We start from the raw sequence: 23,598 nt of genomic DNA, 5'->3' as shown, positions 1-23,598 counted from the left end.
TTCCATGGCAACACCGGTTCCGACGCAACAGTCCCCACCGCAACCGACGTCGTCATGGCGGGGATCGACCAAGCTTCCCGAACACGTACCGACACACGATTGGCAAACCGAAACCCCGCCACCGCGTCGCAACCGCACGGTTCCGAAGTTCTTCGCCGTGGTCTGCTTGCTGATTGCTCTCGGGTTCTTAGCGATGTTCGTCGTGACCGCCCTCGATGCTCCCGCGAAAACGCCGATCGTGTTCGTCGATGGCTACGCGACCGATGCGGTGGCCAATCGCTGGGGTGAGGAAGACCTGCAACGATTCGCCGCATTGGACGGGCAAACCGCGAGCGTTGTGAAGTTGGCCGTTCGGAATCGAGCCGACTCGGGAGGGTTGGTCGGGTTGGCGGAGGTCATCCGTCGACAGCGTCAACAAATCGCCGCCGCTCAGTGTTTCGTCTTGGTGTTGAACGCCCCGAAAGGTGTCAACGATGCCAACGAACCGGCGTTTCTCCTACCGAAAAGCGATCCGCTCGACAGCACCACTTGGGTTTCCCTGCCCGAAATTCTCGACCAAGTTGCAGTCAGTTTGCAGGAGGAACTTCCCGACAACGCCGAACAAATTTCGACGTTGCTGATGATCGACGCCCCGGATTCGCGGTCGAACTTGGTGGCAGGGATGGTTCGGAATCGGTTCAGCCCGGTCACAGTGAAGTGGCTCAAGTCCCAATATCGAGAGAATCGGTATCGGCAATTCAGTGTGTTGTTGGGTGGTTCTGCCGATCAAACGGCGACCGTGTCGGATGGTCGTGGAGCTCGGGCGTTCGCGTTCGCGGTGGCATCCGGTTTGGCGGGACAGGCGGACCGAGACGGCAACGATGTCGTCACGCTTGAGGAATTGTCGACGTGGGTCACGAAGCGAGTCGATCTGTGGTCGCATCAACGATATGGTCAACGGCAGATTCCCCAACTGTTGCACGCGGGGCCAAGTGATCTGGCGGTGATCCAAAGTCTGGTGCCCTCCTCGCTGGCGACGTGGAAACGCACCGCGAGCAATCTCGCGTCCTCGAATAACCCGATCAGCTTGCAAGCGGTGGATGGCTTGTGGAGTCAGTGGGAACGCTTACGAGCCCTGGGCGTGTGCACTCGGCATCCGGTGCATTGGCACGAGATGACCACACAATTGATTCGCCTGGAATCGTTGGTCCGAGGCGGAAACAACACGAAAAATTCCGCTAGGCAACTCCACGCGAATCTGTCCATCGGCCTGGCACAATTGGAGAAGAATCCCAGCGTCACGAGTGGTTTCAACGTTGGTGATGTCGAGTTGTATAACGCTTCGATCGCCATGCGACTTGGGTTGTGGAGCGAAGGCCAAGTGCAATGTTTCGAGCAGTTCCGCCGAAGCGTCTGGAATGCCACCACGTGTGCCGACCTTCAAACCGCGTTGCAACAGTATCGGGAATCGTCGGACAGTCTCCCGTGTGATCTGGCACGGTTGGTGGAACTCGTCGTCAAAGAGGCTCCTGAAGCGAGTCGCGAACATCATGAGCTGATCGGGCGATTCGCGCAGCTCTGCATTCGCGTTTCGGACGCTCAAGGACCCGCTGATGCCCGGAATTATCACGAGTTGGTTCCCGTGTTGACCCATGCGGAGACGGCTCGTCGTGACTTGCTCGATGCGATCTTGATCGGCACGCCGGAGATTTTGCAGGATGCCGAGACGAGTCAACTTGGCATCGAACAAACCCTCGTGGAATTGCAGCGACAAACGCAGTTCCATCAGGAGTTGCTCAGTCATCGCGATCGGATTTGGGCCACGATCCCGGCTCTCATGCGACTGCAAGATACGCTCACGGGACGTCCTCGCCAATTGTTCGCCGCGACTTTGGGTGGCACTGTCGAGTTGTTGCAGACGATTGATGCCAGCCTGCGGGAACCGGGTTCGATCGGGTTGGATCAAGTCGAGAATTGGCACTCGCAGATCGTGGCCCGTAGCAATGAAGTGCAAGCGACGCTGGACCGCATCTACGATCAATTCCTCACCGCCGAAGTGCTAACTCCCGAGGACCGAGAGCTGGTCGAAACCCTGCTCGAAACGGGATTGCTCGCGAGTCATGTGGATTCGCTCAATCGCACTCCGTTGCAACAACGGCGAACGTTACGCGATCGGTTAATCGCGTTGGATGACAACATCGAACCGCTGCCCACGACCGATCCGGACTTGCCCCCGTGGGTTCGTGAGCCGGTTTCGGAGACCGATCTTCCGTTGGCCTGGTTGTTCGATACCATCACCTCGGAACGCACGCCGTTGGTCGATTTATCCAAGGTTCCCACCGCGACCGAGTTCCGGCATCGACTGGTCATCTTTCGCGAACGGTTGGGGCGTGTGGCGGAAACTCTTAGCCGCCGACAAGCGAATGGCGAGAAGCATAACATCTCCGAATTGCGACGCATCGGCTGGAAGTTTCGGTCCCTCGCCACTTGGCTGCGGTGTGCGGAAGCGGATCAAATTGCCCAGACCGTTCACAACCAAGCTTGGGCGGTTCGCTGCTTCGGACAAGCCCGTTCCACCCTCGATGATTTCCTCGCCGCCAACCGACCGGGGCGTCCACCGTGGTTCGAGACGGCTGCGGAGGCGTTGCTGTCGGTCGGCAAAACGTTGCTGCATCCGACACTCAGTGACGGACGGGAAGTGGCGGAAATCAATCGTCGGAAGGAACGTCGTCGAGCGGTCCTCACGAGTGGTCTGCCGATTCGCGGTGTCCCGGTTCCGGCGGCGTTGCCCGATGACCCGCTGAAAACCAAACTCTCGCTGGTCATTCCACCCCTGCTCCAGCAACAGTTGCCACCAGGTCGGGTCGCGATTGGCGTGGGATTGAACGATGAAAATCGTCATCTGACCGGAGCCGCCGTTTCGATTCGTCGAGGAACCGAAGCACCGAAAGTCGTCGAGTGGACGAATCCGACGGGCGTTGACGTCACACGTTGGCGAGCGGTTGCGGACTTTCGCGGTCATCACTTCTTCGATTCGCTTTCGCTGAAACCCGTGGGCGGCGTGAGTGTCGTCACAAGACAACCACCGATCGGACCGGCCCAAGTGGTCGTCGAAGGGGGCGACTTCGAGGAGCAGGCCATCATGTTTGTGCTGGATTGCTCCGCTTCCATGACCGAGTCCATCAGCCGCGAAGGACAAACCGGCGAAGTGCGGAAGCTGGATGCGGCTCGGGCGGCCTTGCTGCAACTTCTCGAATCCATGGAAGATCGCAACAACTTGCACGTCGGTGTGATGTTGTACGGGCATCGGGTGGCGGCGGGGGTGAACTCGGCGGCCGGTCCGCAATGGCAACGGCGGTACATCTCCCAGTTCCCCTGCTCTGCCGAACTTCGTCCGTATGAGGATGTCGAAACCATTCTGCCACCCGGACGGTTTCGGTCCCTGGAACACGATCTCGTCGCCCAACGACTCCGTCTGCTGTTGCCTTGGGGCGAAACGCCGTTGCATCTGTCCTTGACGCAGTCCATTCGGCAACTCGGACGACTCAACGGCATGCGACACCGCACGGTGGTCGTGATTACGGACGGACGGAATTATCAGTTCGATCCCGCAGCCGACAAACGGCGCACGGTTGCGGATGTCATCACCGAAGCGAATGCGGCGGATGTTGCGGTGCATCTCGTCGGGGTCGGCATGCCCGATGATCAACGGGATCGGGCCCGTGTGGAGTTCGGACAAATCGCCAATGCAACCGCCGGTTCGTGTGATGTTGATGTCGATGACGCCGACCGCTTGCGAACCAAACTTCGGGGGCTGTTCGATCTGTCGCGGTTCTCGATCGCCAATGCGATGGGGCAACGGTTCGAGAAAATGGTCGGGCAACCCGTCACGATTCCCGCACCGAAATCCACACCGGAAACCTGGACGCTGCAATGGAAGAATCAACTTCTCGATTTGACCATTCGAGGCAACGAAGTGTTGGCGTTCCGGAACTCCCCGGATTCCGAATCGCTGGAAACCGTGCGTTCGCAGCCCATTCCGATTCGGGTCAGTCCGATTGTGGACAACCATTCGCAACCGACCGGATGGCAATGCGGGTGGTTGGCTCCGCAGTTGGATGACGATCGGCTCACGTTGACGGCTCGCATCTCGAACGTCGACCAAACTTATCTCGATTGGGACGGCCGATTTCTCGTGATTGCCACTCCGCAAACTCGCGATGGGGACTCGATTGGCAATCCGATCGTGCTGTGGGAGAGTTTCCGTCAACCGCACACGGCCGATCCCACGTACTCGTGGACAATCACGCGGTGGCCGAGCGACGCCGCCAGCGTTCGTTTGACGTGTTGGTTCCCGAAAGAACAGCCGTCGGTTCAGCGATTCGAATGGGCCACGATGCTCGCGAAAACGCAGCAAGGTCAGCCGATCGGCCCCAGTGATCCGGCGAATCTTCAGTGGCAGATTCGCGTCGACGACGGAGCCTTCACCTTGATCGAACGGTTCGGGAACACTCGCGGTTCCGCCGAGCGATTCGTGCTGCAATGGGATTCGTCGGCTCCCATCACCGAAGCCACGCACCGCCGAGACGACCGCAACCAAGTCGCCGTTCACACCTGGAAAACGCAAGCCGTCGATGTCTCGCAATTGGCGATCGAACGTCTCGATCTGTTCCAGTTCAAGCAGCACGCCGCCCGCATGGCCGACTCCGTAGAACTCCCGATCAAACCCCGCACCCGCACCATCCCCCTCACAAAATTCCCCCGCACCGTCATCACCCGATAACCGCAGCAAACCGTTCTGAATATTCTCAGAAACCCCCGGCGAACGCACGGGAAGGCATTTTGCAGAATATCCAGCACACATTCCGTTTGACTGGGCGGTTGCGACCTCCGTGGGGAGCGTTGCGTCGACGAGAACGGGGCGGTCGGACTCTGCATGGGGTGGTGGGAATTCGTCTAGACGCGCATCGGACTCCTAGATGGTAGGAGGTACATGTGATGTCTGAACGAAATGAGAATGCGACGATGCCGTTGTTGGTCGATGAACCGACTGCCGCCGAGATGCTGTCAATCTCACCCCGCAAGTTGTGGGGATTGGCCGATGCGGGGGAGATTCCCTGTCTGAAGGTTGGCCGCTTGAAGCGGTACGCGGTGCGGGATTTGTTGGCCTGGATCGAGGCGAACACGAAGGGGGGCGATCAATGACCGATACCCCCATCACGAAATTCCTCGACGCCCTGGATCAAACGATCGGACACAAAGCCGAGCCGAAAAACGACGGGTATCTCACTCGATGTCCGGCTCACGATGACCACAATCCCAGTCTGTCGATTGGGACTGGTGACGATGGGCGGGTGTTGTTGAAGTGCTTCGCCGGTTGCAAAGTCGATGCGATCTGTGACGCGGTCGGTCTGACGGTCAATGACTTGATGCCCCGAGCCGATTCACTCCCGCCGCCGAAGAAGAAGTCTACGATCGTAGCAACTTACGATTACCACGACGAAGCTGGCGAGTTGTTGTTCCAAGTCTGCCGATGTGAACCGAAGACGTTCCGCCAGCGAAAGCCTGACGGCAACGGTGGGTGGGATTGGTCGGTCAAGGATGTGCGGCGGGTGCCGTATCGGTTGCCGGGGTTGTTGGCCGAGCCGACGCGGTGGGTGTTCGTCGTCGAGGGCGAGAAGGATGCGGATTGTCTCGCCGCTCACGGATTGATCGCCACGACGAACGCGGGCGGAGCCGGAAAGGATTTTACAGAATATACAGGACACTTTTCGGGGCGGAACGTCGTAATTCTGCCCGATAACGATGATCCCGGCCGATCCCACGCCGAAGCGGTGGCCCGAAGTTTGAACGGGATCGCCGCCGAAGTGCGAGTCGTCGATCTGCCCGGACTGCCGGACAAGGGTGACGTGTCGGATTGGTTCGCCGGTGACGGGACGGTCGAAGAATTGCAGAAGCTGGTTCGGTCCGCAAGTTCGTGGGAGCCACGGGAAACGGTCGAGGAGTGGCCGTCGATTGTGTCACTCGATAAATGCATCCTGCCAGAGTTTCCCACGCACGTTCTGCCGGACGTGCTGCGGCAATGGGTCGAGGAGGAAGCCGAAGCGACGCAGACACCACCGGATTTGGCGGGGATGTTGGTCATGGCGGTGGTGGCCTCGACGATTGCACGCCGGGTGGAAGTCGAGCCACGTCCGGGTTGGCGGGAGCCGGTCAACGTGTTCATAGTGGTGGTGCTCGATCCGGCGAATCGCAAGTCGGCCGTGTTCTCCGATGCCATGCGGCCGTTGGAAGAAATCGAAGCGGAGATGATCGAAGATGCCCGCGTGTCCGTGGCCCGTGCTCAGTCGGAACGGCGGCAACTCGAAAAGCGACTGCAAGCCGCTGAGAAACTTGCCAGCACTGGCGACAGTCACGCCCGCCATGAAGCCGGTCAGTTGGCCGAAGAATTGGCGAAGATGCCCGAACCGCAACTGCCCTGCCTGATCATCGACGATGCCACCGAAGAAGTCGTCGCCCAGATTCTGGCGGAGCAAGGCGGGCGGATCGCCTCGTTCTCGCCGGAGGGTGGTGTGTTCGACTTGATGGCCGGGAAGTACAACAAGAACGGTGGCACGAATTTCACGATCTACTTGAAGGGCCACGCGGGGGAGAATCCACGTTCCAATCGGGTGACGCGGGAAGCGGTGCGGATCGAGCGGCCTGCCCTCACGTGTGCCTACACGATTCAACCGGCGGTGATTCAGGGACTCGCCGACAATCCGGCGTTCCGTGGACGCGGGTTGCTCGCCCGCTTCGGCTATGCAATCCCCCGCAGTAAGATCGGCCACCGACAGATCGCTCCACCGCCGATGTCCGATCCAACCCGCGAAGCGTATCGGAATCTAATTCGTGGCCTGTTGGCAATCGAGGGAGAAAACGTGTTGCGGTTAACCGGCGACGCCTCCGCTGTGATGGTCGAATGGGAGCAATCCATCGAGGCGATGTTGGCCGATGACGGTCCTTTGGAGTCGATCAAGGATTGGGGCGGCAAACTCGCCGGGGCCACGCTCCGGTTGGCGGCGGTGTTGCATTGTGCGGAGCATCGCAGGCCGAGTGGTCGGATCGAGAAGCCCACGATCCTGGCGGCGATCGAGTTGGCGACCTATCTCATCCCGCACGCGGAACACGCCTTCGATCTGATGGCCGCCAATGATTCCGCCGCCGAAGACGATGCCCGCTACATCCTGAATTGGATCAAACGTCACGACAAAAAGGAGTTTACGAAGACGGACGCCCAGCAGCACGGAAAACGCCGATTTCCCAAGGCGGACGATATCAATTCGGCGATCGAAACCCTGATCCACCGCAACTATCTCCGCCAGCGTCCCACCGACAGCAGCGGACGCGGACGGCCACCATCACCCACCTACAACGTGAACCCCCAGGTGTTCCATGGCCATTCGCTCGAAAACCGTTCTGAATATTCTCAGAAACCCCCGGCGAACGCACGGAATGGCATTTTGCAGAATATCCAGCACACATTGCCGCGAACCCGATGAACACCCGCCCCACAAAAAAAGCCCCCGGCAAACCGAGGGCGAATTCCAGGGATTTTTCATCAAAAAGGTGGTCCCGACAGGACTCGAACCTGTGACTTCCACTTTGTAAGAGTGGCACTCTAGCCAACTGAGTTACGGGACCAATTGGTGGATGGGTATTTTATCCATCGCGGCGAAATCCGCAAGGGTAGGAGTTGGACAGGTTTTGGCCGGGGAAGGTTCGGGGCGGACCACGAAAAAAGCCGAACGATCGGGCGTGATCGCTCGGCTGGGGTTGGTTCCTTTTCCGATTAGTTGAGCAAGGCGTCGAAGTCGGCGAAGACTTCGTCCAGGCTTGATGATTCGGAATCGGTGTTCAAGTCGAGGGCCAACGGGGTTGATTCCGGCGTGGAGTCCGAGTTGTCGGAGTCTGCAACCGGAGCGATGGCAAATTCCGAGGCAACCATCGTGTCGACCGGGTTGAGCGGTGGCACGATCGGCATGGCCATTCGCGATCGCTCGGTGGTGGCTCCCCAGAAGAACAGGCCGGTGGTGTCGGGACCGGTGACATCGCTGAACAATGGAACGACCTGATCGAAATCGTTGCCGTTGATGGCGGTCGGTTCGACGTCGTTGGTGCTGATGACGAACGGATCGGTGTCGAACAGCGTGGACAAGGCGGTTCGGTTGTTTCCGGTCGCCGGGTCCCAGAGGAAGATGTCGTCGAGACGGTTGTCATCGAAGTCACCGATGGCAATCTTGCTGTAGGCATTGCCGTTGAGTGCGGTGGGTTCGATGCGGTTTGTCTTGCTCTCGACGAACAACACGCCGCTGCCGACCACATCGGCGTCGAACGTGAGGATTCGGTTCTTCCCGGTCGTGAGGTTCACGAGGAACAGGTCTTGTGGATCGCCGAAGTCGAAGTCCCCGCCACGAATGTGCTGGAAGTCGTTGCCGTTGATTTCACTCGCGGGCACGGCGTTGGTTTGGAACGAATCGACCGTGGTGACGGCCGCGGGCACTTCGGCGATGAAGTCGAAGGTGCGGTTGCGTCCGGTGGTCGGGTTCCAGAAGAACATTTCGTCGAGGTTGTCGTCATTGAAATCGCCGGCGGCCACTTGGGTGAAGTCGTTGCCGTTGATGGCGGAGTTGTCGATGACGGCGGTTTCCACGGTTGCAGTCACATCGGTACCGGCTGCTCCACCGGTGAAGTGGATCAGACGGTTGCGACCGGTCAGCGGATTCCAGAAGAAGATGTCGTCCCCGCCACCCGCATCGAAGTTGCCGACGAGGAACTCGGCGAAATCGTTCCCGTTGAGCAACAGCGGCGGAATGACCGCGTTCTGTTCCCGACCATCACCGAAGACAATCCCGTTGGCTCCCGTGATCGGGTTCCAGAAGAAGATGTCGTCGGCGTCGTCTCGGCCGGGCACGCTGTTATCGAAGTCCCCGGTGATGACCCGAGCTTCGCCCTGCACACTCGACGGTGCGTCGGGAGCATCGGTGATGACCACAAAATCGATCGGTTCCACCAGTCGATCATCGTTGAGAATCGTTCCGGTGGCGACGTTGTCGGACGGGGTGTTGTACCCGAGGCCCGGTTCGACCGTGAAGATGACCGTCTCGGCCGGTTCCACGGTGAGATCGACTTGCGGATCGGCATTGACGACGACGGTGTCGCTGCCCGCTGCAAACGTGATCGTCGCATTCGGGCCATTGAGACTCGCCAGGCCTCGGAGTGAGTAATCCACCTGGAAGATGGCGGTTCCCGAGAGCGTGAGATCGACCGTCAACGCCTGATCCAAACCAAACCCTTGACGACGGAAGGTGTAGATCAGAATGCCCGCACCGTCTTCGTCGACGGCAGCCGGGAAGACTTCGGCGGTCACGGTGGTATCGTCGTTGACGATGGTTCCCGTCGCCGTGTTCTCCGTCGCGGCGACGTAATCCATGTTGGGAACGATGGTCAATGTCAGGGATTCATCGTCTTCGAGGTCCATATCCGCGATGGGTTGGAGCGTGACGATGGCTGTGTCGCTGTCGGCGGCGAACGTCACGGTTCCGGCCATGTCACTGAAGTTGTCCGCTCCGTTGACGATGAAGTCTTCGTTGAGCAACGCGGTTCCGTCGATGGTGAAGTCGGCGGTGAGCGGTGCATCGAGCAACCCGGTGCGGGTGAACGTGTAGACCAGCGATTCGCTGCCATCCTCGAAGACGGTTTCCGGAGCCACGGTGACACCGACTTCGACATCATCGTTGAGGATGGTCGCGGTGGCGGTGTTGGGGGTGTCCAAGATGTATCCGCCGCCGGGCACCAAACTCAGCGTGACGGTTTCGTCGAGTTCGATGACGGTGTCGGCTTCGGGCGTCACAATCACTTCGATCGTGGAGACCGAAGGTGCGAAGGTCACGATTCCCGAATTCGGATTGAAACCGGATGCCCCTTGCACGGTGTAATCGGATTGGTCGTTGCTTCGGAAGGACGCCGAACCGCCGACCTGGAAGCTGACTGTGGTCGGTGTGTCGAGCAACCCGGTTCGCGTGAAGGTGAAGATGATGTTGCCACCCGCATCTTCCGCCACGCTGTCGGGGCTCACGTTGACACTGATTCCGGTCTCATCGTTGAGGATGGTTCCGGTGGCGGTGTCTTCGTCTCGCAGTTGATACCCCGGTCCCGGGACAACACTGAGGACGACGTCTTCATCCGGTTCCAAGTCGGTGTCGTTGGAGGGATCGACCGTCACCAACACTTGGGTCACACCCGCTGGGAAACTGACGGTTCCACTGGTTGCATCGAACGACGCCGCACCGGTGACGGTGTAGTCTTCATTGAAGATGGCGGCACCACCGACATCGAAGCTGGCGACCAACGGTTGATCCAACGGCCCGACACGGAAGAACGTGTAAACGAGGGTGTCGGCTTCGTCTTCGATCGCTTCGATCGGATCGACCAAAACACCCACACCGACTTCATCGTTGATGATGGTGCCCGTGGCACTCACGGGGTTGGCCAACACGTAGTTGGTTCCGGAAGCCAACGTCAGCGTGACGGTTTCATTCAGTTCCAGCACGCCATCGACGGTGGGGTCGATGGTGACAGTGGCCGTCGTGCTTCCTGAGAGGAAGGTGACGGTGCCGGCAGCTTGACCGAAGGTGTCCGAACCGGAGACGGGAACGGTGTAGTCGTCATTGAAGACGGCGGTTCCGCTGACGGTGAAGTTCACGGTCAGGTCTTGGTCGATCACACCCGCACGCGAGAAGGTGTAAACGAGGTTGTCGGAACCGTCTTCCAACACGGAGATCGGCGTGTCCAAGCTGAGGCTGACAGCGGTGTCGTCGTTGTCGATGATTCCGACAGCTTGGTTGGCATCCGCGACCAAATACCCACCGCCCGGAACAACCATCACGACCACCGATTCGTCGGCTTCGAGACTGGTATCCGTGATGGGATTGATCGAGAGCGTGGCCGTGCTGCTGTTAGCCGCGAACGTGATTGATCCCCCGCTGGCGGAAACGTTGGTGGCACCGGCGACGGTGTAATCGATTCCGAACTCGGCGAGCCCAGCCAACGTGAAGTCGATCGTCAATTCCTCATCCAGCGGACCGGTTCGCGTGAACGTGTACGCCAGCGAGCTTCCGCTGTCTTCGTCCACGCTGACCGGCGAGACGGCCGTGCTCACTTCAACGGTTGGTGGAAGAACCGTCAGGACGAAGGTTTCCGTCAACGGACCTTCGGTGAGGGTTTGTCCGGTCAGATCGATGTTGGCATCGCCGATGAATCCGCTGACGGGGTCGAGAATCAAATTCCCGTCCTCGAATGTGACCGTGATCGGTCGGCTGAATTCGACAGCGGCGGTGTAGTTGATCGTCTGTCCCAGACCATCCGAGGTTGGCAGCACGACTTCGGTGGTGTCCTCGGTCGTCAACATGGTTTGATCGGCCACGCTGAGGATATCCGCCAGGGTGGCGTCGGCATCGACAATCGAGCCGTAACCAATCCCGTCGGCAATTCCCGCATTTGTGACGTTGGTGAGTTCGATCGAGAAGTACTCGAAGATTTCATCAATGGAGTCGGTCAACGTGGGAATCGTGATGCTCTGAACCAGTGGTCCGGCGTCGGTGAAGACGAGGGTGCCACTCGACGGAGTGAAATCGAAACCACCGATGGCGGACACATCTTGAGTGCTGAAGTCGACCGTGATGTCTTGCCCGGCTTGCGGAAGTTGCGTGACCGAGACGGAGAACGTCAGGCTGCTGCCTTCGATCGCCGTGACGTTGTCGATCTGCACTTTCGGGGTGTCGTCATCGAGAATCAAACCACGGGCTCGGCCATCGAGAATGACCGGGGCAATCGGCGGAGCCGGCACACCGTTCGGCAGCGAGAGGTCGATGAAGAAGTCTTTGTCCGCTTCGGCGACATCGTCGTTCGTGATTGGCACAGTGATCTGACGCGTGTCGTCGCCGACGCCTTCGAGCCATTCCAATCGCCCACTTTGCGGCGTGACATCCGCCAGTGTTGCGGTTCCGAGGATGGTGTTGAAATCGACGAAGTAGTCGCCCGTTTGCGGTCGGTTCAATAAGGTGACAGTGAAGACCGCTTCCGTGGGGTTCATTGTGTCGTCGGTTTCGAGGACGGTCACATCGTTGATGAAGAAGCTTGGAGTGTCGTCGTCACGGATGGTTCCGGTGACGATGACTTCACCGTTGACTTCACCCACCAGGTTCGCGGTTCCCGGCGTATCGAGTTCCATAACGAGCAGGAAGTTCTCGCCGATGCCTTCGGGAATGTCGTCACCGATGATTTGCACCTGCACGTTGTACAACCCAGGTTCCGTGAACGTGAGCGACGAATCGAGCAGCACATAGTCATCCGGCGTGACGGCGGAACCGTCGATCGTACTGAAGTTGACGGTGACATCTTGATTGAAGTCGCCAGTCACAGTGACGGGGTACTCCAAGATGACATCTTCGTCGGCTTCGGTGATCGTCGCGGAACCGAGTTCAACGACCGGTTCGTTGTCGAGGATCGTGCCGGTCGCCACACCGTCGGCAATGCCAATCACCCCGGTTCCCATGCCGATGATCAAGCCGCTGTTGTCGACAACCACACGTCGGGGATTCGACAAGTTCAGGTTGAAGTCTTCGGCGGCTTCGACGTCAATGTCGTCAATGATCGGAACCGGAATCGGCACAACCAAGTTCGCCACCGATGAGGCATCGAGCGACGCTTGCTCTGTGATGTCGCCGCTCGCGTCTTCGATGAACACGCGGTAAATCGGCGATGGGCCCGGCTCGTACTTGAGAATCAAAGTGCCGGTGGTGGCGGTGAAGTCCACGTCGGATGTGGCCGGGTTCAAGGACGACGTTTCCGACGTGCTGAAATCGACGGCTAAGCTGTCTTGCGGATCGGCCAGCAATGCGACCTGGAAGACGATTTGGCCATCATCTTCGAGGGCCTGCGGATCGGGGACATTCGTCGGGAACGAGAACTTTGGATCGTCGTCGATGATGGTACCGACCGCGGTGCGGTTCATGTCCCGTTCGGCATCGTCGGCCCCAAGGATCCGGGCGTTGACCGGCGTGGCGGACAACTCAAGCGTGAAGGTTTCGTCTCCTTCGATCATCGTGTCGCCGAGAATCGGCACATTGATAATGCCACTACTCTGACCTTGGTTGATGATCAGAGTGCCGGTGAAGGCGGTGTAGTCGACATTGGCGGTGGCTGTGTCGCCGTTGTCGGTGCTAGTGAAGACCGTGTAATCGACTTCAACCACAGCGTTGGTTTGCTCGGACAACGTGACCAGGAACTGAGCTTGCGTGGTTCCGAAGTCGCCTTCCTCAATCATGATGTCATCGACGGAAAGCGTGACACCGAGCAAGTCGATCTCGAAGCTTGTATCGCCATTGTCCTGGTTGGCTTGCAACGCGTTACTCGCAAGATCGCGGACGCCGGTGGTTGGGTCGTTGTCGATTTGCAGTTGATAGTCACCCGGCGGGAACAACCCGGACACATGGTTCAAGACCACGATGTCGGTTTGACCGTTGTAAGTGAAGATCACGTCGGCACCAACGGTTCCCGGATCGCCAATTGTTAGTGGCACGCCGTCGCGAGTCAGAGTGAACTGAGCCGCCGTGACGGTGTTGTCATCCAGACCGATGCCGTCAAAGTCGTCGAGGTTGATCTGAATTCCGAGGATGCGTTTGTTCTCGAACTCAGCTCGTTCCGGCGTGGGATCGGCATCGACGGGGTCGGGGCTTTGGCCGAAGATGAAACTCATCGTGGCTCGTGGACCGTTGAAGTCGGCCCGCTCGATGGCACCGCGGTCGATGAAGGCGTTCGCTCCACCCCCGACCGGCCCTTGAGCGGGATCGTCCACTCGCAGCGTGCCGAAGCGGTCGAACTCTGGTGCGACGAGGTTGGAGATCGGAATTCCGAGTCCACCCGTGACCGCCGTGACGACGTCGCGTTGTCCGAGCGTGTTCAGCGAAGTGTCGACCGCGAAGTTCGGATCGGCATTCGTGCCCGCGGCCAAGTAGAAGTTTCCATTGGCGGGGTCGATGAAGAGCGGCTGTGTCGCTTGATCGACGACGATGTCTTCATCTCCGATCATGGCATTGGAGTTGAAGGTGGCTCCGGCGATGAGGCCGTTTCGGTTATTGCCCGCGTAGACGTTGTAGTTGATCACGGTCCGCGTGTTGGACTGGCCCGACGTGTTGTCGGTTTGAATCCCGGTGGCGGTGTTCGCGATGATGTTGTTCAGAATCGTGGGAGCCGCGTTCTGAGTGACTTGAATCCCAATGCCATTCGGCTGTTCCGCACCGTAAACGGTGTTGTTGATGATCCGAGCCAACGGCACGGCGGAGTTCGCCACGTTGCCCGAGTTCGGGTCACCGCTGACCAAGATTCCGCCTTGGCCCTGATCGCCGATCACCACGACGTTGTTGATCAGCACGGCTCCGGGAGCCAGTCGGGCGGTGTTCAGCGTCGGGAAGGCGATGGCCCCACCCAATAACGGTTTCGCTTCCGGATCGCGAGCCGCATCCACCGAGATGCCGAAGTTCTGGGAATGAGCAATCTCATTGCCACGGATGATGATGTGGCCCTGATCACGCAGGCGGTTTTGATCGCCCTTGCGATGCACTTGAACCGGGTCGAGAATCGTGAGCAGACCGGCATTGGTGGAGTCGACCGAGGTGGCCCCTTCCTTGTGTTCGCCGGCGAGATGCACCAATTCGCTGTTGTCATGCGAAGTCGCGGTGATGTCGAAGTCGGGCAGCAAGTCAGGCAACACGGTATTCGTGCTGTTGATCGCGTCAGCAATCAAGCTGCCCATCGTGTCAGCGGTCGTGCCAATGTTGAACGGAATTCGCACGTTTCCGTCGGTGATGCTGTTGTTGCTGTCGAACTCGAAAGTGATCGTCCAGACGCCATCACTGATGGTGAAGGTGTCTTGGTCAGTGACGTCGGTTCCGGCCGGAGCACTGAAGGAAACTGCACTTCCGGTCAGACGGTCGTTGGTGTCGAACTGATTGGTCACGAGAATCGTGCTGTCGAGTTCCGACGCCAACACACCGTAGACCTCACCCGGGCGAATTTCGAGTTGGTACGCACCGGCGGCGATTTCCGGAGTTGCCAATGCGTTCGGACTTTGCGGAACTTGGAAGAACCCATCGCCGGTGCCGTTCGAGTTCGTCACCATTTCACCACGCTCGGCGAAACCGATGATGATGTCGTCGATGTAGAACCCTTCGTAGTCGTTGTCGTCCGAACTTCCATCGCCGTTGCCGCCGACGTCGTTACCGTTTCCGTAGACTGTCGACGGGATTCCCCCGAACGGAGTGGACTGCGGGTACAGCAAGTTATTGCCTTGGGCACGATCGGGCATGTTGCCGTAGGTCGAGAAGTCGAACCGGAGCAACACATTTTCTTGACCGGCGTAGTTGGCCAAGTCAACGCGGGCTTGTCGCCAGCTTCCGCTGTTGTCGAACAGTTCTTGGATGTCTTGGCGAGGATCGCCCAATCCAAATGCAGGATTCGCGACCGGACCGAAAGCGTCTGCGGAGACCGAGGCCTGTTCAGGCAATTCGGAATCGTCGATGTTTCGAACGCTGTTGTTCGTCGTGAGCAATTGCCACGTCACACCACCATCGGTCGATGCTGCGACGCGAGCACCGTCTTGGAAGTCTCCGTCGAGTCGATTTGAGTTCTCAGTTTCCAGGAAGTAGTTGAAGTACAACGTGGGTTTGTCGGTCGCGTCGTGGTTCGCCAAGCTAAACGGACTGGTGATCAAGCTCCCGTAAGCACCACCGGGGGTGTTGTAGTTATTCCCGATATTCGGATTGGTGGTGAGGTCTTGTTGAATACGGTCGTTGATAACCCCGTATTGACCGTTGTTCGACTGGTAGGTGAAGTAATTGTTTAAACCGTTGGTCGTCGCATATTGTTCGAGACCAAAGTAGAAGCTGGCACCCCCGGCTTGTTCGGAGAAGGTCCCACTATCATTTCCGCCGGTGATGTCTTGAGAATAACCGCCGGTTCGGGAACCGTCGGGCGAATTGCTGATCCCGTGTCCGGCATTGCCACCTCGAAGAGCCGTCGGGTGCCACAGGTTGAAGTCGAGTGGCGAGAACGCGATGCCGCTCAAAGTGGGACCAACGCTAATGGCACTTGCGTCCGCAATGCCATCCGAGTCGGTATCGAAGGTATTGGCTCTTGGCGTCGCGGTCGTTCCTGCGATATCGAAGGCCACCAATTGGCCACCGACACTGGCGAAGATCGTTGTTTCAAGATCGGCCGTGCCATCTGGGACTTCATCCGGCAGACCATCGGCATTCGCATCCACACTATCGATGACATCCAGGTTCTGCGGTCCGAAGGTCAAACCTTGAATCGCACTCCCACCTAGCCCCAAGGCTGAAATATCAATCTGTGTCCAAGAGGATATGTTGAATGTTCGGCTACCGCCAGCGTTGCCGACAGACGTAGACCAAAGCGTACCGTCGCTCATCGCAGCATAGAGAGTATTTCCACCGGTTGGAGGCATCGTAAGGCTTGTCACATCAGCGGCATTTGGCAAGTCGCCGATTCGATCTGGTTCTTCGGTGTTCGGATTCGGGTTGGACGAGTCGTTATCGTCGGCATCGCCATCGTCGCCCATGGCATAGATACCACGCTCAAAATTAAGCGTGACGGTCGGGCTATTGTCTCGATCAAATGTGTTGTTTTGAGCACCGAACCGTTGGAAGTTACCATCGCCTCGTCGCCAATGAGCGATACCACCCCAAAATTGACTTTGGCTCCCACCTGTATTTTCTGTTTGCACGCCGCTACTACCGGGGCTTACCAGATTGACTTCGATCAAGCGTCCTCGACTCCCACTGTTACCGATCGCGTACAGAGTGCCGTCTTGTCGGAATTCGAGATCGTTCGGGGCATGGTTTGGCAGCAGACCGAGGGAGTCAATTTGTTGGCCTGTAAACGGATTGTACGCGAACAGGCTGCGTCCGCTGTTACCGAAGAGGAGCACATCTTCAAACGTGTGTGGGACGATGTGCGTTTGCAGATCCAAGGTTGTTTCGATGGGCAACAGCGGTCCGGTTGTCGGTGTGACGGACGAGGTAATGCCGAGCGAGTTGGCACCCGTGGTATGACCGACGAAACCGATGTGGTCTTCGACGATTCGTTGCACCGAACTGATCGGCTCCAAGCGAACCGTGGGGTTGCTCGACCCGGCATTGAACTGAGCGTTCAACGCGGTTGGCAACTGCGAGTTCGCGGAGATCGCCACGTAGTACGTTGCCGATCCGCTGGTCGGAAGTTGCGTGGTCCCGATGAACGGATCCAGGTTTCCGAACGAACCCCGTGAGAGATCGTCTTGGTCGTCCATCTGACCACCACCGGCTTGATCGTCTTCGATGTCGGAATCGCGACCGACGAAGATCAGGTTACCGGCGGAGTTGAAGACCGAAATCGTTGTATCCGGTCGTGTGAGACCGTTGGCATAGTCGATATCAAAGACCGTTGCGAAGTTTTTCCCGCCGGCACTCAACCCGCCGATGGATTGAATCAATTCGATATCGAGCTCGAATTGGTACCAGTCCACTTGGTTGGGGTTATCAATGTTTCCACTGACACCCAACGCAGCTCGGTCGGAGGCGAGCAAGTTGCCCAGGTCTTGGGCATTGCCCCGCGAGTTGTTGTTATTGTTGTCCGCGGTTTCGGCCATCAACGGCGAATGCCCTGGCAGACCGGTAATGTCGATTGCCGTGGTAGCGTAAGCGATTTCCGAGAACTGCACCGTGGAGCCGGGAATCTCGTCGCGTTGTTGCAAGCGAATTTGCAGTTGATATTCGCCGCTGGTGACGCCACCAGTGGTGCTCATTCGCGGCTGCCCGCCGACGGTTGTCAGCTCGCTATTGATGTCGGCATTGCCGAAGAAATCACGTGTTACGGAGGCACTTCGCACGCGGACGAAGTACGTTTGCTTGTTCGTTCCCGTTCCCGGCAGGATCAGCCGCATGCCGGGATCGAATGGGTTGTTGGTGTAGTAGTCGCCACCGAGTTCGGAGAATTTTTCGAGCGAATACGCTTGCGTATCGAACGAGAATCCAGCCGTGTTCAGCGAGCTGAAGATGTCTCCGTTATCGAGTGAAATGGCACGCACGTCACCGTTGACACGGATCAATTCCACAATCGCATCGAGCGAACCACCGGTGCGGTCGATGTCCAACCACACTTCGGTGCCGGGAACGCCTTCGAAACTGTAAACATCGACATCCGTCGGATCGTCAAAGTTGATCGTCCCACGGACTTCGAACCCAAGACGTCGATTCTCGTCGCCACTCTTGAGGTCCGGTGCGATGGACCCCAGCAGTTGAGCATCGCTCGGCGTGTTGTTCACAAACTCCGTTCCAACGGCCTGCTCGCGTTCGTTGACAACTTCCACGTTGCGGTCGTTGCTGAGTCCGTCGAGTCGAATGCTGTGCCAATCACCTGCACTTGGTGTTGTCGCCGATCCGTCGTTGTTGGTATCGGTTTGGAGTGTGCCGTCGAGTTGGAAGCTGGCTCCGACGGTGTCATCCGACAACGACGTGAGAATCACCGGGCGACCCGGTTGACCGATGAACTGCACGCGACCACCGATGCGGTCGTCGATGTCGAGTTCCAACCCGGTCGCGAGGAATCCAGCACTCGAACCATCCAGCTTGACGACCAAACTGCCTTCGGTGCTGCTCTGAACCCGAAGTCCACCGAACGTGTGATGGTTGTTCGAGCCGATCATGTCCCGCAGAATGTGCACGATATCGACATCGTCCCAGACGGTTTCCGTCGCGAGCACCTGACCACGGATCGCCATCCCATTGAAGTCGTTTTGCTCCATCCGGTTGTTGCGTGCCAGCGGACCGAAGTTGCCGTTGTATTCCGTGTAGCGATCGGAAAAGCCGGTGGCTCGCCCTTGGTCGGTGTTCAGAACCGCCGTGAGAGAGTTGGCATTGATGTTGATGACGTCACCGGCATTGCCAACGAACTCGTTACCGACAATCACCGGCTGAGCGCCTTGGACGTAGATCAACGAGGCTCGGTTGGTGCCACGACCATTGCGATTTCCGCCGGTCCCCCCAGTTCCACTGGCGTTGTTCTCGAACGTGCTGTTCGCGACGCGAACGTCTGCTTGTCGGATTTCGATGGTGTTGAAGCCCGTGAAACCACCAGCATCTTGAACGATTCCCCCACCAAAGGCGATGAAAGCGTTGTCGATGTAACCGACGGTGGCGGCGTTGAACGTCAGACCGCCCCAGTCACCCGCCGCGGCCCCTTGGAACGGGCCCATCCCTTGGTTTTCAACTCGGGTGTCGAATGTGCCACCGATCCCGTAACGACTATCGCTGAGACTGGTGATGATCACCGGTTGCGATTCGGTTCCTTCCGCGATCAGAATCGCACCGCCGCGTTCCGCTTCAATTCGACCCCCATCGGCTTTCACAACAATATTCGGATCGATCACCAAACGTCCGGCAACCCGAGCGATGTTGTTCGTGCCATCAAAGAACGGACCGCCTGGTTCACCGTTGATCAGGACGTTCTCTTGAATGATGTGGACGATGTCCGTGTCATCGAACCGTGCCAAACCTTCGAGTCGGTCCACCTCTTGCCCGGAAGCCGTTTCCGTGCGGATGAACATCCCGTTCAGCGAGTTCTCGGTCACCGAGTTGCCGTAAATATCCGGCCCAATTCGGTCGAGGCTGTCCCGGAAGCTGTCTGGACTTGCGGAGATGGCGGCACCGGAACTCAGCGTAATCGTGTTGTACGTGACGGTAGGACGCGCGTCGATCAAGTGAATCGGTGCATATGGCGACTCAACGGAGTTCACGGAGACGCGACCACCGGCATACCGGAACTCGGCTTGGTTAACGAAGTTCAAGAAGACGGGGTTTTCGATGGCGTCTTGAACCGAGGGGCGAAGCGGACCCGACATCGACAATTCGTCGCGAAGATTCGCGTCGAACTCGTCTCGGAAGAGGAAGTCCGAATCGTTCCGGAAGACCAAACCGCCCCATTCGCCACCTTGCGGTGCTGGTGTGGGACCAGCGGTGTCTCCGCCGACCGAATCGTCACGGAACGACGTGAAGAACACGTTCCGCAACGGCGTCCCGAGGACTTGCAGAGCGGCCCCGTTTTCGTCGATCCCTTGCGACGTTGTTCCCACGTCGATGTTAGCGGCACTCAATTTGAAGATCGCGCCTTCATCGATCATGACGGTCACGCCCGCCGGGATTTCAAATTCCTGTCCGTCTTCGAGTGGATCAAACGAATTGTCGAATCCGATGAGGTAAGCGGCATCACTGCTGTTCCCCAGGATCCGAATGACATCGATTGGTGTCGCACTGGCATTGGCGAATTCGATCGCATCGTCGATGTTGTTGAACGGATTTTCGAGCGTCCCGACGTCGGCAGCGAATGTTGTCGGGTTGATGCGGTCTGGGACATCATCGACCTTATCGACGAACAGCGTGGACGTCGGAGCGGCCACTTCAAACGAGAATTCGAAGGTTCCACCGGCTTTGCCGTCGGCATCGCCATCGAGTGCGTTGGGACCGGACATCGCACCGGGGTTGTCGGCGTCGGTCAACGCATTCGCTGCGGCCGTCGTGACGTTCAAACTGAGTTCGTACTCACCATCGGTGCGGCCACCCGACCCGCTGTTTGCGACACTTGGGTTGTAGTCCGAGTTGCCAGCACTTGTGACGCCGATGTAGTACGTCCCGGCACCGAGCACCAGATCAAGAAACGCATCGCGACCGTTGTAGTCGTTGTTCTGAGCGATGACATTTCCGCTGTCATCGAAGACCGTCAGCACGCTATCGAGCAAGCTCGCATTGTCTTGCCGTTGAGCGATGATTTCGGCGGTGAACTGCGAATCGTCTTCCGCGATTGAGAACTCGTAGAGGTCGATGTCCGTCGAATTTGCCGGTGCGAGCCGCAAGAGGTGAACGATGTCGTTGTCGCCGGGGTAAGTTTCGCCCAAGCCCGATGCGATACCCGGAATACCAGGACCAGCCCCAGTGCCGGCAAGATATGCTTCAATGTCGGAAGCGTGACCGAGACCCAACGTGTGACCAATCTCGTGTACCGCAATCTCGAACCAACTTCCCCCGTAAGGGCTGGTTCCATAATCGGAAATTGCGTTCATCAACGCGACCGGAACACCGGTGTTCGTGGTCCCCGCGATGCCCCCCAAGCCCTCTGGCGGCACGACTGGAGCCACAGTCCGTGGGTCCCCGGTGACGATTGTCGTGCCGATATTGGAGTCGTTTTCGATGAACTGGATCCCGGTGTACCGACCGTACAACTCGAAGATCTCTCGGGTCCGTTCCTTTTGGTTCTCGGTGATTTGGTTGAAGAGCGGGCTGCCCGTCACTGGATCGACGCCGTAGTCCGATCGGAAGTTGTAGAAGTATTGCGGAATTCCCGATGGGGTGACCGAGCCCACACTGTTGGCACCGTTGTGCGTTTCACCACTGATGACCGAACCAGGGAACGCGACAATATCTTGAATATCCCGGTGACCAGGTTCGTCGTTCGATCCCACACCGATCGGCAAAGCAATCTGCCCTTGCGGTTCGATTTGCGAACCGATCACAACACTCGACGAGCCCAGCGAACCGAGATCAGTCGCATTGGCGAAACTGGAATTCTCGTCATCGACAATGAAGGCGTCGTTCGTATTGGCGGTCAGACGGTACGAGCCGATCGTTGTACCACCGTTTCGCCCAGAGCCATCGGTTGGATCGTATGTTGTGTTCCCGTTGCTTGAAACACCGATGTAGTACGTTCCCGCGTCGAGGTTCAGTACGCTCAGGGTTTCTGCAACGCCAATCCCCTGCGTGTTCTGCGAAGCAATCTCCGCACCGGTGGCGTCGAACACACGAATGGCACCATTGAGCTGATCACCCATTGTCACATTGAACGGGGTGAGCGTGATGTTCAGATTAGTGCCGTCGTTACCGATCTCGATCTGATGGAGGTCGTAATCGTCGTCTTGGAACGTGGTGCTCGCGTTGCCGTCGCCGATAAATCCAACAATGTCGAGTGAGGTTTCCACATCTCCACCGGAGAACAGTCGACCTGCGTTCTCGGCGGTGTCGAGGGTGTCACCGGCTTCACTCGAGGTCCCCACTCGCAACTTGAAGACCCCTACTGGGAGGTCTTCTTCAAATTGAAGTGAAACGGAATTGGATTCGGTGAAGAAAGTGACGGATTCCGGAGTGAATACGCCGATTGTGCTCGCATCCGCGGAGTCGACGTGAATCAGTTGGTAGAACGTTGGGTTCTCGGCGAGGGCGGCGTCGAGCGGATCATTCGCGTTGAAATAGACGTTCACGCGATCTTGTAAATGGAGCCGATTGGTGCTTGTTCCCGTGCCAACCGCCCCGCCCATGGTCTCGTCGGCGACATTCACGGTCAGTTGTGGCGTGAACGGTGCTCCGGTTGGAAGCAGTGACATGCCGACCGGGTCGAACGTGCGAATTTCGACGGACGCACCATCAGATGTGGCAGTCACTCCACCGACGGCTTCGGAAATCGGCGTGGTGGTTCCAGGGACCACACCCAACCGGATGGTATTCGCGATGCGGGTGGCGATCTGCGTGGCCGGTTCGGCGTTGCTCATGTTGATCCGAACATTCCCGGTAGCTACGCCGGTATTGTTGGTGTCAAACTCGAACGTAATCGTCTGCTGTCCCGCCGTGAGGGTGAAGGTATCACCGTCAGTGATACGATTGGGATCGTTGATCTGCAGCAGTGTCTCACGAAGGATCGGCTGCGGAACCACCGCGACGGCTTGCGGACTGAGATCCAACTCAAAGCTAATCGTCTGATCGGCACCGTTGTTGAACGCTTCCCCATCCGTGTTTTGCAGTGGGTCGCTGCCCGTTCCGACCAAAATGATTTGGTAAAGGTCGTCTGGAAGGTTCTCCGCAAATCGCACGACAACTTGATTGGTCTCATCCCCGATCAACGCTGCACCGGGCGTGATGGTAATATCGTCTCCGTTGCCGAAGACGCCATCGTTGCTGCGGACAAACTGAATCGAATCGAGCGACGCGGGGTCAATCTCTTGGCCTTCACTGAAATCGAAGGTCAACGTGCGAAACGCTTCGTTCAGTTGCGTGTCTTCCCCCGGGAAAACGGGCTCGCCGACACTGGGCTCGATACCGATCAGCTGAGGAGCGGCTAACAGCACTCGCTCTTCAAGTGTTTCCAACGGCCGAATGTTGCGGTGCGAGAAAGACTGTGGACGCCGTCGACGTAGACCCGCCCGAGGAACGCTCTTGCTACCAACAGCCATGCGTGAATAAACAGCGTCAAGCCAATGCTTGAGTACCATCGTGTGAGTCCTTGTGTGGGCCTAAAGACGGTGGAGTCAGTAAGAAATTTGACACCGAAACAAATACGGTATATGGAAGTTTGTTAATCCGATCAAGGGCTTGAATTTCAGGCTTGGAGGTTAGAATGGTCAATCATTCCAATTTGCCAAACCGCCCAGTCATTGCCGAGAGAGAAACGACAGACTGACGAACGCTTGAAGCGGAGAATCAC

The 23,598-nt window shown here is 58.1% G+C and carries 4 protein-coding genes and 1 tRNA gene; 3 read left to right on the top strand and 2 right to left on the bottom strand.

The genetic code is table 11. The features are described 5' to 3' along the window. Positions 1-4: 4 nt before the first annotated feature. From G6R38_RS01305 to G6R38_RS01295, 3 genes are all read left to right on the top strand, one after another. Positions 5-4,762 (top strand): vWA domain-containing protein, encoded by a 4,758-nt coding sequence (locus G6R38_RS01305; protein WP_166819885.1) that lies wholly within the window; start codon positions 5-7, stop codon positions 4,760-4,762. Between the two features lie 215 nt (positions 4,763-4,977). Next, complete coding sequence (locus G6R38_RS01300; RefSeq protein ID WP_166819884.1) at positions 4,978-5,184, top strand: helix-turn-helix domain-containing protein; 207 nt, start codon at positions 4,978-4,980, stop codon at positions 5,182-5,184. After that, positions 5,181-7,520: a DUF3987 domain-containing protein gene (locus G6R38_RS01295; RefSeq protein ID WP_166819883.1), complete on the top strand. Its 2,340-nt coding sequence runs from the start codon at positions 5,181-5,183 to the stop codon at positions 7,518-7,520. The genes G6R38_RS01300 and G6R38_RS01295 overlap by 4 nt, the downstream gene beginning before the upstream one ends. A gap of 68 nt (positions 7,521-7,588) precedes the next feature. On the opposite strand, the gene G6R38_RS01290 is transcribed toward G6R38_RS01295, so the two are convergent. After that, positions 7,589-7,662, bottom strand: a tRNA-Val gene (locus G6R38_RS01290). Between the two features lie 148 nt (positions 7,663-7,810). Further along, entirely contained in the window at positions 7,811-23,386 is a 15,576-nt protein-coding gene (locus G6R38_RS01285; protein ID WP_166819882.1) for a Calx-beta domain-containing protein, read from the bottom strand. Positions 23,387-23,598: the final 212 nt, after the last annotated feature.

It is taken from the genome of Thalassoroseus pseudoceratinae, assembly GCF_011634775.1.
Lineage (GTDB): Bacteria > Planctomycetota > Planctomycetia > Planctomycetales > Planctomycetaceae > Thalassoroseus > Thalassoroseus pseudoceratinae.
The sequence above is the reverse complement of the archived record's forward strand: the minus strand, read 5'-3'. Positions and strand labels throughout refer to the sequence as shown.